Origin of the sequence: Streptomyces sp. NPDC056527 (assembly GCF_042794475.1) — a bacterium.
GTDB lineage: Bacteria > Actinomycetota > Actinomycetes > Streptomycetales > Streptomycetaceae > Streptomyces.
Genome location: NZ_JBHTTQ010000023.1, coordinates 1 through 12,986 on the forward strand (window position 1 = coordinate 1; position 12,986 = coordinate 12,986).

12 protein-coding genes are annotated in these 12,986 nt (G+C 71.8%); 4 read left to right on the forward strand and 8 right to left on the reverse strand.

Features of this window, described 5'->3' with window-relative positions; translation table 11 throughout:
- Window positions 1-104 precede the first annotated feature (104 nt).
- Window positions 105-308: a hypothetical protein gene (locus tag ACFQ7Q_RS14575; protein WP_383554163.1), complete on the reverse strand. Its 204-nt coding sequence runs from the start codon at window positions 306-308 to the stop codon at window positions 105-107.
- Between the two features lie 149 nt (window positions 309-457).
- Here ACFQ7Q_RS14575 and ACFQ7Q_RS14580 point away from each other — a divergent pair, with 149 nt between their 5' ends.
- Window positions 458-2,374, forward strand: a complete 1,917-nt coding sequence (locus tag ACFQ7Q_RS14580) for a nitrate- and nitrite sensing domain-containing protein (protein ID WP_383554165.1) — start codon at window positions 458-460, stop codon at window positions 2,372-2,374.
- Between the two features lie 81 nt (window positions 2,375-2,455).
- Here the strand turns inward: ACFQ7Q_RS14580 and ACFQ7Q_RS14585 are convergent, their stop codons facing one another.
- The 3 genes from ACFQ7Q_RS14585 to ACFQ7Q_RS14595 form a co-directional block, all read right to left on the reverse strand.
- Window positions 2,456-2,923 (reverse strand): carboxymuconolactone decarboxylase family protein, encoded by a 468-nt coding sequence (locus tag ACFQ7Q_RS14585; RefSeq protein WP_383554168.1) that lies wholly within the window; start codon window positions 2,921-2,923, stop codon window positions 2,456-2,458.
- 107 nt (window positions 2,924-3,030) lie between these two features.
- Window positions 3,031-3,786 carry a GNAT family N-acetyltransferase gene (locus ACFQ7Q_RS14590; protein ID WP_383554171.1) on the reverse strand — a complete coding sequence of 252 codons (756 nt, stop codon included), beginning with the start codon at window positions 3,784-3,786 and terminating at the stop codon, window positions 3,031-3,033.
- 13 nt (window positions 3,787-3,799) lie between these two features.
- The gene (locus tag ACFQ7Q_RS14595) at window positions 3,800-4,219 is read right to left on the reverse strand and encodes a nuclear transport factor 2 family protein (protein ID WP_383554174.1); all 420 of its coding nucleotides are present in this window, start codon (window positions 4,217-4,219) and stop codon (window positions 3,800-3,802) included.
- 85 nt (window positions 4,220-4,304) lie between these two features.
- Here ACFQ7Q_RS14595 and ACFQ7Q_RS14600 point away from each other — a divergent pair, with 85 nt between their 5' ends.
- Window positions 4,305-4,838 (forward strand): GNAT family N-acetyltransferase, encoded by a 534-nt coding sequence (locus ACFQ7Q_RS14600; RefSeq protein ID WP_383554177.1) that lies wholly within the window; start codon window positions 4,305-4,307, stop codon window positions 4,836-4,838.
- Here ACFQ7Q_RS14600 and ACFQ7Q_RS14605 read toward each other — a convergent pair.
- Window positions 4,819-6,336, reverse strand: a complete 1,518-nt coding sequence (locus ACFQ7Q_RS14605) for a CehA/McbA family metallohydrolase (protein ID WP_383554179.1) — start codon at window positions 6,334-6,336, stop codon at window positions 4,819-4,821. The two genes, ACFQ7Q_RS14600 and ACFQ7Q_RS14605, sit on opposite strands and share 20 nt — an antisense overlap.
- Before the next feature lie 101 nt (window positions 6,337-6,437).
- On the opposite strand from ACFQ7Q_RS14605, the gene ACFQ7Q_RS14610 reads away from it, so the two are divergent.
- Window positions 6,438-7,271: an LLM class F420-dependent oxidoreductase gene (locus ACFQ7Q_RS14610; RefSeq protein ID WP_383554182.1), complete on the forward strand. Its 834-nt coding sequence runs from the start codon at window positions 6,438-6,440 to the stop codon at window positions 7,269-7,271.
- 86 nt (window positions 7,272-7,357) lie between these two features.
- Here ACFQ7Q_RS14610 and ACFQ7Q_RS14615 read toward each other — a convergent pair whose 3' ends face one another.
- From ACFQ7Q_RS14615 to ACFQ7Q_RS14625, 3 genes are read right to left on the reverse strand one after another with little or no spacing between them, the layout of a single operon-like run.
- On the reverse strand, window positions 7,358-7,861 hold the full coding sequence (locus tag ACFQ7Q_RS14615; RefSeq protein WP_383554185.1) for a hypothetical protein: 504 nt from the start codon (window positions 7,859-7,861) through the stop codon (window positions 7,358-7,360).
- A complete protein-coding gene (locus ACFQ7Q_RS14620; RefSeq protein WP_383554188.1) occupies window positions 7,854-9,662 on the reverse strand; it encodes an alpha/beta hydrolase in 1,809 nt (602 codons plus the stop codon). The genes ACFQ7Q_RS14615 and ACFQ7Q_RS14620 overlap by 8 nt, the downstream gene beginning before the upstream one ends.
- A 6-nt stretch (window positions 9,663-9,668) precedes the next feature.
- On the reverse strand, window positions 9,669-10,025 hold the full coding sequence (locus tag ACFQ7Q_RS14625; protein WP_383554191.1) for a hypothetical protein: 357 nt from the start codon (window positions 10,023-10,025) through the stop codon (window positions 9,669-9,671).
- 186 nt (window positions 10,026-10,211) lie between these two features.
- Here ACFQ7Q_RS14625 and ACFQ7Q_RS14630 point away from each other — a divergent pair, with 186 nt between their 5' ends.
- Window positions 10,212-12,803 (forward strand): bifunctional FO biosynthesis protein CofGH, encoded by a 2,592-nt coding sequence (locus ACFQ7Q_RS14630; protein WP_383554195.1) that lies wholly within the window; start codon window positions 10,212-10,214, stop codon window positions 12,801-12,803.
- Window positions 12,804-12,986 lie beyond the last annotated feature (183 nt).

Here is a 12,986-nt window from a genome sequence, read left to right on the forward strand (position 1 = left end):
GGGTGGGGGCGCACGGGGGCGGGGGGGGCCCCCCCCTGTTACAGCACCCCCCGGGGGGGCGGCCCGGCCGCCCGGCCCCCCCACCTCGTTTTCGTCCGACTCCGTCAGCGCCCGGGCAGGAGCCCCTCGACCACCGTGTCGGCCGCCGGGGCCGGCTTCTCCTGGGGGTCCAGGAGACCGCTCAGCGGGACGACGGAGGGAAGGTGGGCGTTGCCGAGGTCGGCCGTGTCGGCGACGGCGGACCCGGCGGCGCCGATGCTCCCGACCAGGGCGAGTCCGGTCAGGGCCAGGTTACGGATCTTCTTCATACCGGTCCCAACGCGCTCGCCGCACAGCGGGTTACGAGCGGATGACCCGGGCCGCATCCCGTTCGAAGCCTCGATCGTGAGCGGAGCGCAACCGCCCCCTTACGGTGGGGAAATCGCGGACCGAGGGCCCGCGCATAACGTCGTACGGCGTGACTCCCACAGCAACCGCCCTACGGCACCTCGCACGGCTGACCCCCGGCTGGCGCACCATCCGCGGGCGGGTCACCGTCGTCCTGGCCGTACCCACCTGCCTGCTCCTCGTCCTCACCGGCCTCGCCGTCGCCGACCGCGCCGGAGACTGGGCCGCCGCACGCGAGACCCACGACCGGGTCGACCGCGTCCTCGCCGTCCAGGCCCTCGTCCACGAGCTCCAGCGCGAGCGCGGGCTCGGCAACGGGCTCCTCGGCGGCGCCCGCCAGTACCGCGACGACCTCGACGCCCAGCGGGCCCGCTCCGACACCGCCCGCACCGCACTCGGCGACCTGCCCGGTACCGACCCGCTCGATCGGCTCGGCGCCGTACGCTCGTCCGTCGACGAAGGAGGCTCGCGCAGCGAGACCTTCGCCTTCTACACCGACGCCATCGCCACCCTCACCCGCAGCCACACCGCGGACGCCGCCGGCGGCGACCGGGCCCTCGGCGACGCCATGGACGCTCTGCGGGCGCTCGGCGACGCCACCGAGTCCGTGGCCCTCGAGCGCGGATCCCTCAACGGGGTCTTCGCCGCCGGACGCTTCCGGACCGACGAATACCTCGCCTTCGCCGAGGTGCGGGCCTCCCGGGTCGCCGCCCTGGGCCAGTTCGGCAAGTCCGCCACCGCCGACCAGCGCGCCTCCCTCGACAAGGCCCTCGCCACCACCGATGCCCGCCGCGCCGCAGACCTGGAGAAGCGGGCCGCGGCGGCGGGCGACGGCTCCCGCCTCGCCGTCGACCCCGACCTGTGGTGGCGGTCGATGACCGTCCTCGTGGACGACCTGTACGGCGTGCAGCGCTCCGTCGGCGCCGACGCCCGGACCCGGGCCGGGGAGCTCAGCGCGGCGGCCACCTGGCAGCTCGCCGGATTCCTCGGCCTCGGCTTCTTGATCGTGGCGGTCGCCGCCGCCCTCGCCGTACTCTCCGCGCGCTCCATCACACGCCCGCTCGGCGCGCTCGCCGAGGAGGCGGACGAGGTGGCGGGCGTACGGCTGCGGGAGGCGGTGCAGCGCATCCAGGAAGCGGACGCGGGCTCGGGGACCGCGGCCACTCCACTTCCGTGCCGCCCCGACGCACCCGTGCCCGGCAGCGCTCAGGAGATCACCCAGCTCGCGGCCGCGCTGCGCAACGTGGAGCGCACGGCCGTCGGCCTCGCCGCACAGCAGGCCGCCCTGCGCCGCAACACCTCCGAGTCGCTGGCCAACCTCGGCCGCCGCAACCAGAGCCTGCTGCGCCGCCAGCTCGGACTCATCACCGCGCTGGAGAGCCAGGAGATCGACCCGGAGGCGCTCGGAGAGCTCTTCGAGCTCGACCACCTCGCCACCCGGATGCGCCGCAACGCCGAATCGCTGCTCGTCCTCGCCGGCGAGCACGAGCCACAGCGGGCCTGGCCGGGCACGGTCACCATCCGGGAGGTGGTGCAGTCGGCGGTCGCGGAGGTCGAGCAGTACCGGCGGGTGGCGACGGCCGACATCGAAGCCTGCCGCGTCCGTGGCGACGCCGTCGCCGACCTGTCGCACCTGCTGGCCGAGCTGATCGAGAACGCGCTGGTCTACTCGGCGGTCCAACTGCCGGTCGAGGTGTACGGCTGGCGGGACCTCGACGAGTACTGCCTGGCCGTCGTGGACCGGGGCGTCGGCATGGGCGCGGAGGCGCTTGCACGGGCCAACGCCCGTCTGGCGGGCGACGAGAGCTTCCTGGTCGCGCCCACCCGGCAGCTCGGCCACTACGTTGTCGGCCGGTTGGCCGCCCGGCTGGGCGCGCAGGTCGAGCTACGCCCGACGGACGGCACCGGCATCACGGCGTACGTGTGCCTTCCGGCGACGGTGCTCGCGACGGAGGGTGTCGTCCCTGCCGGCGCCGCCACCATGTAGCGCCGGCGGGCTACGAACGCGAGGGGTTCTCGATCGAGTCCGGGGACCCGATCGACGCGCCGATGGCGCGGCAGACGCCGGTCAGAATCCGACGCCGGCCGGCTGCTTCACCGTGACGTTGATGCGGTTGAACATGTTGGTGACGGCGACCATCAGCACGATCGCGGCGAGCTGCTTCTCGTCGTAGTGGTCGGCCGCCGCGTCCCACACCTCGTCCGGCACGGCGTCCGAGGTGTCGGCGAGCCGCGTCGCGTGCTCGGCCAGCGCGAGCGCGGCCCGCTCCTCCTCGGAGAAGTACGGCGCCTCGCGCCAGGCGGCGACGGCGAACAGTTTCTCGTCGCTCATCCCGGCCTTCTTGGCGCTCTTGACGCCGTAGTCGACGCAGAAACCGCAGCCGTTGATCTGGCTGGCCCGCAGATGCACGAGCTCCAGCGTCGACTCCGGGACACCGCCCTGACGGGTGGCCTTCACGAGGTTCTGGATGGCCGGCGCGGCGTCGGCGAGAACGTAGGCGGGGTTCGTCATCCGGGGGGTGATCTCGTACGGCATGGTGATCGCTCCTCAGCGGTCCGTGTTCCAGTGGGGCCGTTCCTGTCGGCTTCACTGCACTGACGGAGCGCGCGACGCGGATGTGACACGTCCCCGGAGATTTCTTCTCAGGAGGCCGGTTCCGCGATCAGGGCGGTGGCGATCGTACGGAAGCCGAGACGGGCGTAGAGGCGGGCCACGGTCGCGTCCGTGGCCGTCAGGAAGACCGTCTCCACACCGCGGGCGCGGGCGTCGGCGATCAGGGCCGCGGTGACCGCGAGGCCGAGGCCGCGGCGGCGGGCGGCCGGCAGGGTACCGACGCCGACGACCTCGGAGACCGTCCCGACGGGCTGGTGCTGGCCGGCCGAGAGCGCGGTGCCGTCCGCGTCCAGCGCGGCGGCGAGACGGGTGAGGCCCGCGGCGATCCGGTCTGCGAGCTGGGCCGCCGCGTCCGGCGACGGCGCGACCCCGAAGGCCGCGTACGGGGCGGCGGCCGCGCTCGGCAGGGCGGGATCGTCGGCGCCGACCATCCGCACGGTGACGCCCTCGGGCGGTGCGGGGGTCGCGCCCCCGCCTTCGAGGACCATCAGGGGATGCTCGTGCACGACCAGCCCGCTCTTCTCGACGGCCGCCCGCAGCCCCGGCGTCGTCTCCGCCACCCACTCGAACGCCTCGGGCACCCCCAACTCCCGCTGCCGGGACCGCACTCGCTCCACCTCGGCGACGCTCACCTCCCCGCCGTGCCCGAGCGCGGGCCGCGCGTAGTACGGCCACCCCGCCCCCTCCCGTACGAAGAGCGTGAGCGGCCCGAACTCCTCGGCGCGGGCGGCGGATCGGGGGACGGTGTCGTAGTACGTCTCGAGTCGGTTCAGCATGCCGGTCATCCAAGCAGCCGGGCTACGGAAGCACAGGTGGATTTCCCTGCGTCCAGGCGATGCGCAGATCGGCCCGGGACAGGCGCCAGCCGTCGGGGGTGCGCACGAGCTCGTTCTCCGTCCGCCCGCCGGACAGGAACAACCCGCCGCCGTCGGCGAGTACATGGGTGGAGAGCTGGTTCCCGAGGAGGGTGGCGCGGTCGCCGTCCACGTCGACGAGGTAGTTCGAACCGAAGTGCACGGTCCGGTCGAAGAGCCCCATGGCCATTCGCACGTTGGCGGCGACGGCCTCGCGGCCCCGTACGTCCCCGGCGGGCGTCGAGGTGGTCGCGTCCTCGGTGAAGAAGGAGGCGGCCCAGGCCGTGTCGAAGGCGCCTCGGTCGTCGAGGGACCGGAGGTAGCGGTCGAAGAGACGGGTGACGTCAGCGGTGTCCGTGTCCATGCGACGAGCCTCGTACATCAACCAAGGTCGAGGTCAAGGGCGGGCCGAGACGGCCGCGGTGGGTGGGGTGCGAGACCATGGAGGCATGACCGAGATCCGTACCCCCCGCCTCCTCCTTCGCCGCTGGACCGACGACGACCTCGTCCCCATGGCCGAGATCAACGCCGACCCCGAGGTGATGCGCTGGATCGGCGACGGATCGGTCCGTGATCTGGAGGAGACCGCCGAGGACATCGAGCGGTGGGAGGAGGAGTGGGACGACGAGGGCTTCGGGCTCTTCGCCGTCGAGCTCCTCGGCTCCGGTGAGCTGATCGGCTTCGCCGGGCTCTCCGTGCCCCGGTTCCTGCCCGAGCTGGCCCACGAGGTGGAGATCGGCTGGCGCCTCGGGCGGCCCTTCTGGGGGCAGGGGTACGCCTCCGAGGCCGCCCACGCGGCCCTGGAGTTCGCGCTCCAGGACCGCGGCCTCGGCCGGGTCGTCGCCATCACCCACATCTCCAACGCGGGCTCCGAGAAGGTCATCCACAAGCTCGGGATGACCCCGGAGCGTGAGACGGAGCACCCGGACTTCGGCGTCCCGCTGCGCGTCTACGCCATCGACCTCACCGAGTACCAGGGCTGACCCCGCCGGCCTCCAGGAACACCGGGTTGGTGAAGGCCACGAGCGCGCCCGGAAGCGGCGGCAGCGTCGCCGGGCGGCGGACCTCGGCCCGTACGTACGAGGCGCAGGCGGCCGTCGTCACCCACTCCACCGGACCCGTGGCCTGCGCCGTGTGCAGCACGCCCTGGTCCGTGACGAAGCGGGTCGTGCAGCCCTCCGGGGCTCCGGCCACCGACAGGCGGACGGTCACCGGCTCGTCCGCCGGCACCCGCAGCCGCTCGCCGATCCCCGCCGAGCGGCCCCGCCCGTCCGTCACCGTGAAGTCCACGGAGACGGACGAGGACTCCGCGACGTACGAACGGCCCGCGCGCAGGCCGGCCAGGATCGCCTTCCGGCTCAGGTCGTCGGCCAGGACCACGGTCTGCGGGGTGCCGACGAGATCGGGGTCGCGGTGTGCGTCGCTGTTGCCCATCGCGGGGGTCCAGCGGCCCTTGGCGAGCGCCGCGTCCCAGCCCGCGAGCGAGACCTCGTCGTCCGGGGTGTAGGGGCCGTTCCACACCTCGACCGCGTCCGCGTCGCCGAAGCCGAACTTCCAGTTGCAGCCGATGCAGGTGGCGTGCGGATGCGCAGGGACGACGAGCCCGCCCGCCCGGCGGATCTCGCGCGCGAAGTGCCCGAAGCGGTTCTCCCGCGCCCGGTAGCGCCAGTCCACGAACGTGCCCGGGTCCGTACCCAGCGCCAGCACATGGCCGTTGCGGGTCGTGACCTCCTCGCCGAGGAGGATCAGCAGGTCGTCCCCGGCGAGCTCGGCCCACGCCCCGTGCGCCGCGTGGGTGTTGTGCTCGGTGGTGGTCAGGAAGTCGAGCCCGGCGGCGCGCGCGAGCGCGGCGACCTCGGCCGGTGTGCGGCGCCCGTCCGAGTACACGGTGTGCAGATGGCTGTCGCCGCGGTACCAGGCCCGCCCACGGCCCTTGGCCCGCTCCGGCGGGTACACGGGTCTCGGGGTCGGCAGCGAGGCGCCGAAACGCAGCGTGATGGTCACCGAGTACATGAGCCCCTGCGGCGCCACGGTGTACGGGGCGAGCACCACGAACCAGGTGCCGGCGCCTACCGGCCCCGCGACGTACCCCGGGGTCGCCGCGTCCGACCGTACGAAGAAGTCCTTGCGCGCCCCGCCCGACCAGCCCCGGAAGCCCTTGCCGCCGAGCTCGGTGCCGCGCTGGTCGAAGAGGCCGATGTCCAGGGCGTTGCCCTGCGTCCCCGCGGGGACGGCCGGCCGCTCGTACGCGTACGAGACATGGATCTCGCGCACCCCGCGCGGGATCTCGACCGGGAGGTACACGAAGTCGGGGGAGCCGGGCGGCAGCGTGCCGCTGACGGTCTGCGTACGGTCGCCGCCGGGCGCGTCGTCAGGGGTGTCGCCGGGGAGGTCGGCGGCGTGCGCGAAGCTCACGGTTCCCAAGGTAAAGGCGGAGGCGACGCTCGTCGTCAGGAGCGTTCGTCTGGTCGGTTCGCTCATGTCCGGCACCCTCGTATGAAGCCGTGAACTCCCGGACAACGCAAGAGGCCCGTAGCGCCGCACCTCTCGGAAATCGCGTCCGCAGCCCCTACCGTGCCGCTATGCGGATCTCGACCACGATCTTCCTGACCGACGAGACCATCACCCCGCTGCGCCTCGCGCGCGAGCTGGAGCAGCGGGGCTTCGCCGGGCTCTACCTGCCCGAACACACCCACATCCCGATCGAGCGGACCACCCCCTACCCCGCGGCGGGCACCGAACTGCCCCGGGAGTACGGCCGTACCCTCGACCCCTTCGTCGCCCTCGGCCAGGCCTCCGCCGTCACCGAACGGCTGGAACTCGGCACGGGCATCACCCTGATCACCGAGCACGACCCGATCGTCCTGGCCAAGCAGATCGCCACTCTGGACCATCTCTCCGGCGGGCGCTTCACCCTCGGCATCGGCTTCGGCTGGAACAAGGAGGAGGCCGCCGACCACGGCGTGGAGTGGGCGACACGACGCGAGCTCGGCCGGGAGCGGATGGCGCTGATGCGAGCGCTGTGGGCCGATGAACCGACGGCGTACAAGGGCGAGTTCGGGGTGTCGGTACGGGCCTCCCACGCCTACCCCAAGCCGGCGGGCGGCGCGCCGCGCACCCTCCTCGGCGGCGCGGCGGGCCCCAGGCTCTTCGCGCAGATCGCCGAGTACGCGCACGGCTGGATGCCGATCGGCGGCCGCGGCCTGACGCAGTCGATGCCGGTGCTGCGCGAGACCTGGGAGAAGGCCGGCCGCGACCCGAAGACCCTCCAGGTCGTCCCCTACGCGGTCCTGCCGAACCCGGGGAAGCTGGCGCACTACGCGGAGCTGGGCTGCGAGGAGGTGGTGCTCCAGCTGCCACCGGGGGACGAGAGCGAGGTGCTGGGGGTGCTGGACGAGTACGCGCAGTACCTCTGAGTCCGCTGACGGACGTCACGGCCCGGCCGGGCGGCCCGGATCCGTACCAGGGCTCGGAGGGCCGGGCTCGGGCGCCCAGCCCGGCGTCAGCCGGGCTGGAAGCAGCGGGAGACGACGGAGACGGAGATCAAGGCCTTCGTCTTGGCCGTCGGGTTGTTGCGTTCGTCCATGAGCTGGAGCTCCACCGCGTAGTCGCCGTCGGGCGAGTCGGCTCGCAGCGTGGGCGTCTTCGCGGCGCTCTCGTCCGGGCCGTCCTGCGTGACCTTCCAGCCCTTCGCGGGCAGGGTGGTGCGCATGCGGTTGTAGGCCTGCTCCAGCTCCGCGTACGGAAGGTCGTAGATGCTCCACGGGTGGTCCATCTGCTCCACCTCGCCCCCGTAGCTGTCGCACGGCAGCGGCAGGGGACCCCCTTCGGTCACCTTCCCCTTCAGGCCGATCATGTCCAGGATCTGGCTGGACGTGCGCTGCGTCCCCGCCTGCATCTGCCCGCTGTCGCGCACCTCGGCGGTCTTCTTCTCCATGGTCGAACATCCCGTCAGCAGCGCACACGCCAGCAGGGCGGGCACGGTCCATGCGAATCGCTTAGTCAAGGGTCACCTTGTCGTACTTGCCGGCGATGACAGCCGCCTGGTTGTTGACACTGGACTTGTCGGTCCAGAAGTCCCCGTGGTCCTTCGCCCCGCTCCTCATGATGGTTCCGCCGAAGTCCTCGTCCGTGGGGATGTTGCCGCCCTCGCCGTGCCCGACGAGCCGGCCGCCTTGACGCACGAGGATGTCGTCGAAGCCGCCACCCATCGCCCAGACGTGTTCCTTGCCCACCCCCAGGTCACTCGCGTGCTCGACCTGCATGCCGGGGCTGCCCACCGCGATGATGTCATCGGCGATCGGGCCGCTTTCCAGTTTGGTGGCCATGCCCGCCACGGTGGAACCGTAGCTGTGGCCCATGAGCGTGGTGTGGGACTTGTCCGGGCCGCCCTGGACGGTCTCCAGGCCGCTCATGAAGTGGCGCAGGGCCGGGGCGCCCGAGTTGCCGTACTCGTTGAGTGTGGCCTCGGGGATGTTGTTCGGCGCGTTGTAGTCGAACCACGTGATGGTCGAGAACGAGGCGTTCGGGTCCAAGTTCTTCGCGTTGTTGTACAGGGCGTCGGTGCGCTTGAGGTTGTCGTCGATCTCCTCCAGCTTCGTCGTCGTTCCCGGCACGTACACCGACGTGTGGTCCGCCGTGTCCGGGTTTCCGACCGCCAGGATCACCCGGCCGTCGTCCTTCTCCCCGTCGAACTTCAGCAGGTACCCCTCCGGCATGCCGGGTCGCGGTTCCAGGCGGCCCTCGATGGCGTTCATGCCGGCCAGCTTGTCCTTGAGGTCGTCCCTGCGGTCCTCGTACTTGTTGTGCCAGTCCAGCCACTCCTGGCTGTAGACCATGCCGCCGCGCGCCCCGTGGGAGACCAGCTTCGGCTTCGGCTCCGGCGGCATGGCGGCCAGTTCCACCTCGTACCTCGCCTTGGTCTCCGTGAAGACCACGCGGTTCAGGTCGTCGCGGAAGGCGGAGGGGAGGCCGTCGAGGGCGCCGACGGAGGCGGGGTAGAGGGTGGCGTACTCGTCGCGCTGCTCCTGGGTGAGGCCGTTCCACCACTCGACGTTCTCCTTCGGAGACTTGCCGTGCGGGATCTTGTCGTCGTCCAGGTACTTGCCGGCCGCGTCCTGGAGCCGCTTGGTGTCGGCGGCCGTGTCGGCGAGGGTCTTGTTGTCGACCTTGAGGCCGGGCTCGGCCTTCAACTGGGCCAGGACGTCCGAGTAACGGCCGTCGATCTCGTTGGCCTCCCGGACGGCCGCGGCGATCGAGTTCGCGACGGCCTGCGCCTTGGCCTGGTTGGGGTTGCCGCCGCCGAAGCCCGGGAACTGGCCGGGGGGATTGAGCAGCGGCGAGTTCGGATACCGCTGGAGCGGCGGGCCGGTGGGGGAGAGGAAGCCGAACTGGGACCCTTGCGCGCTGCCACCCGGCAGCGGCTTCTTGTCGATCAAGTTCTCGCCGCCCTCCGGATAGGTGACCGAACCGTCTGGATTGACCGTGAACTTGAGGTTCTCGGCGTCCTCCAGGGCCTGCTTGAGCTTCCGCTGCGGGGCCGCGAGCTCCGAGGCCAGCCCGTTCAGCGCGGTACGTATCAGGCCGCACTCGGTGTTCAGGTACTGGTAGTTGCGGGACAGCTGGTCCAGGTCCCCGACGGCGGCCGTCGCCGTGTCGCCCTTCTGGGTGCCCCTGATCTTGCCGACCATCTCGTTGTCGACGCGGTCCTTGTCGGCGTTGGACCGGCTGGATATCCGGCCCCAGCCGTCGGCCGCGTCGGTGTACTCGGAAAGCTTGACGTCGCGCAGTTGCTGCCAGGTGGGCACGGCGGATCAGCCCTCCTTCTTCTGCGCGGACGGCGGTGAGGCGGCCTTGATCTTGCGTTCGGTGTCGACCTCGCGCTCGCCGAAGTCGCGGCCGGCGTTCTTGAGGGCCGGTTCGAGCCGGCCGCACTCGTCGCGTACGGCGGTCAGCCGCGTCTTCCAGGTCTCCGTGATCGTGGTGAGCGTGCTGCTGGAGGCGAACCCCGCGGTGGCGCCGGCCACCCCGTCGTTCGCCGTCGTCAGATCGGTCAGCGAGGTGGACGTGGATTGGCGCAACTCAGCGGCGACACCGCCGGACTTGGTCCAGGGCCCCACGTCGGCCTTCAGATCCGGGCCTCCACTGCCTCCGCTCCGATCGGGTGCCACGGACGCCAGTGTCATCCCGGTACCGGAATTGCCCGATCCGAACAGTTCATCCCATTTGGCGTTGAGCGCCACCAGTGGTCCCCCGAAGATCCCGAACGGAAAAGTGCGGGCTCATCGTAGGGCCCGCGGGCAGGTGGCGGTTGAGTACGCGTACTCAACCGCAGGGGCCGCTCGTATGCTCGTTCCATGACGGATCAGCAGCCCGGGCAGGCGGAACGGCCCACCGAGAACGCCATGCGTCGCGCCCTCCGCAGGGCCAGGGACGGGGTGGCGCTCGATGTGACCGAGGCTGCCGTACTGCTGCAGGCGCGGGGCGCCGACCTCGAGGATCTCGCCGCGTCCGCCGGGCGGGTGCGGGACGCGGGGCTCGAGGCCGCCGGGCGGGCCGGTGTCATCACGTACTCGAAGAGCGTGTTCATCCCTCTCACCCGGCTCTGCCGGGACAAATGCCACTACTGCACCTTCGTCACCGTGCCGGGCAAGCTGCGCCGTGCCGGGCACGGGATGTTCATGTCCCCCGACGAGGTCCTCGACATCGCGCGCCGCGGTGCCGAGATGGGGTGCAAGGAAGCCCTGATCACGCTCGGCGACAAGCCCGAGGACCGCTGGCCCGAGGCGCGCGAATGGCTCGACGCGCACGGCTACGACGACACCCTCGCCTACGTACGGGCCATGGCGATCCGCATCCTGGAGGAGACGGGACTGCTCCCGCACCTCAACCCCGGCGTGCTCTCCTGGACGGACTTCCAGCGGCTCAAGCCCGTCGCCCCGTCCATGGGCATGATGCTGGAGACGACCGCGACCCGGCTGTGGTCCGAGCCGGGCGGCCCGCACCACGGCTCGCCCGACAAGGAGCCGGCCGTGCGGCTGCGGGTCCTGGAGGACGCGGGCCGGTCCTCCGTGCCGTTCACCAGCGGACTGCTCATCGGGATCGGCGAGACGTACGAGGAGCGGGCCGAGTCCCTCTTCGCGCTCCGCCGCGTCTCCCGCGCCTACCACTCCATCCAGGAGCTGATCATCCAGAACTTCCGCGCCAAGCCGGACACGGCGATGCGCGGGATGCCGGACGCCGAGCTCGACGACCTGGTCGCCACGATCGCCGTGGCCCGGCACATCATGGGCCCCTCCGCGTGCCTCCAGGCCCCGCCGAACCTCGTCGACGAGGAGTACGGACGGCTGATCGGCGCCGGGATCGACGACTGGGGCGGGGTCTCCCCGCTGACGATCGACCATGTGAACCCCGAGCGGCCCTGGCCGCAGATCGACACCCTCGCCGAGAAGTCCCGCGCCGCCGGCTTCGAGCTGCGCGAACGGCTCTGTGTCTACCCGGAGTTCGTGAGCCGGGGCGAGCCCTGGCTCGACCCCCGGCTGCTGCCGCACGTCCGCGCGCTCGCCGACCCGGAGACCGGTCTGGCCGACCCGGACGCGGAGGTGCGCGGACTGCCGTGGCAGGAGCCGGACGAGGCGTTCACGGCCGCCGGCCGTACCGATCTGCACCGCACCATCGACACCACCGGCCGAACCCACGACCGCCGCGACGACTTCGACGAGGTCTACGGCGACTGGGAGGCGCTGCGCGAGGCCGCGGCCCCCGGCATGGTCCCGCAGCGCATCGACACGGACGTACGGGAAGCCCTCGCGGTCGCCGCCGACGACCCCACCCGGCTCACCGACGACCAGGCCCTCGCCCTGCTGCACGCGGACGGCCCGGCGCTCGACGCGCTCACCCGGATCGCGGACGACGTCCGCCGCGCGGTGTCCGGCGACGACGTCACCTACATCGTCACGCGGAACATCAACTTCACCAACGTCTGCTACACCGGCTGCCGCTTCTGCGCCTTCGCGCAGCGGCGCACCGACGCCGACGCGTACACCCTGTCCCTGGACCAGGTCGCCGACCGTGCCCAGCAGGCGTGGGACGTGGGCGCGGTCGAGGTGTGCATGCAGGGCGGCATCCACCCGGACCTGCCCGGCACGGCCTACTTCGACATCGCGCGGGCGGTGAAGGAGCGCGTGCCCGGGATGCACGTCCACGCCTTCTCCCCGATGGAGGTCGTCAACGGGGCGACCCGCACCGGGCTCTCGATCCGCGAGTGGCTGACGGCGGCGAAGGAGGCCGGGCTGGACTCGATCCCCGGCACGGCGGCCGAGATCCTCGACGACGAGGTCCGCTGGGTCCTCACCAAGGGCAAGCTGCCGACGGCCACCTGGATCGAGGTGGTGAAGACCGCCCACGAGCTGGGCATCCGCTCCTCGTCCACGATGATGTACGGGCATGTGGACCAGCCCCGGCACTGGCTCGGCCACTTCCGCACGCTGTCCCGGATCCAGCAGGAAACGGGTGGATTCACGGAGTTCGTGACGCTGCCCTTCATCCACACCAACGCCCCGGTCTACCTCGCGGGCATCGCCCGCCCCGGCCCGACCGTCCGCGACAACCGCGCCGTCACGGCCATGGCACGGCTGCTTCTGCACCCGCACATCCCGAACATCCAGACCAGCTGGGTGAAGCTCGGTGCGGACGGCGCCGCCGAGATGCTCCGCTCGGGCGCCAACGACCTGGGCGGCACGCTGATGGAGGAGACCATCTCCCGCATGGCGGGCTCCGGCTACGGCTCGTACCGCTCGATCCGGGACCTCGTCGCCATCGCGGAGGCGGCGGGAAGGCCGTCCCGCCCGCGCACGACGCTGTACGGCGAGGTGGCGGAGGAGCGGGTCCGCACGGCGGAGTCCTCGGACGGCCATCTGCCGGAGCTGCTGCCGGTGCTGGGCGACTGACGGGGTCGGCGCCGGTCGTCGAGGGCGAAGCCGCCCTCGACGACCCGGGCGAATCGATGCCGCGAGCTCGGGTGAACTGTGATCAAAACCGGCCCGAAGGGCGTCCGATCGCAAAACGTTCCGCCCTGCGAATGCGCGAACTCGGTCGATTACAGTGCTGCGAGATCTGTGCGCCGAGGGTTT

Coding starts and splice junctions, on each gene's coding strand:
- ACFQ7Q_RS14575 (WP_383554163.1), bottom strand. CDS start 308: ATGAAGAAGATCCGTAACCTGGCCCTGACCGGACTCGCCCTGGTCGGG.
- ACFQ7Q_RS14585 (WP_383554168.1), bottom strand. CDS start 2,923: ATGCCGTACGAGATCACCCCCCGGATGACGAACCCCGCCTACGTTCTC.
- ACFQ7Q_RS14590 (WP_383554171.1), bottom strand. CDS start 3,786: ATGACCGGCATGCTGAACCGACTCGAGACGTACTACGACACCGTCCCC.
- ACFQ7Q_RS14595 (WP_383554174.1), bottom strand. CDS start 4,219: ATGGACACGGACACCGCTGACGTCACCCGTCTCTTCGACCGCTACCTC.
- ACFQ7Q_RS14600 (WP_383554177.1), top strand. CDS start 4,305: ATGACCGAGATCCGTACCCCCCGCCTCCTCCTTCGCCGCTGGACCGAC.
- ACFQ7Q_RS14605 (WP_383554179.1), bottom strand. CDS start 6,336: ATGAGCGAACCGACCAGACGAACGCTCCTGACGACGAGCGTCGCCTCC.
- ACFQ7Q_RS14610 (WP_383554182.1), top strand. CDS start 6,438: ATGCGGATCTCGACCACGATCTTCCTGACCGACGAGACCATCACCCCG.
- ACFQ7Q_RS14630 (WP_383554195.1), top strand. CDS start 10,212: ATGACGGATCAGCAGCCCGGGCAGGCGGAACGGCCCACCGAGAACGCC.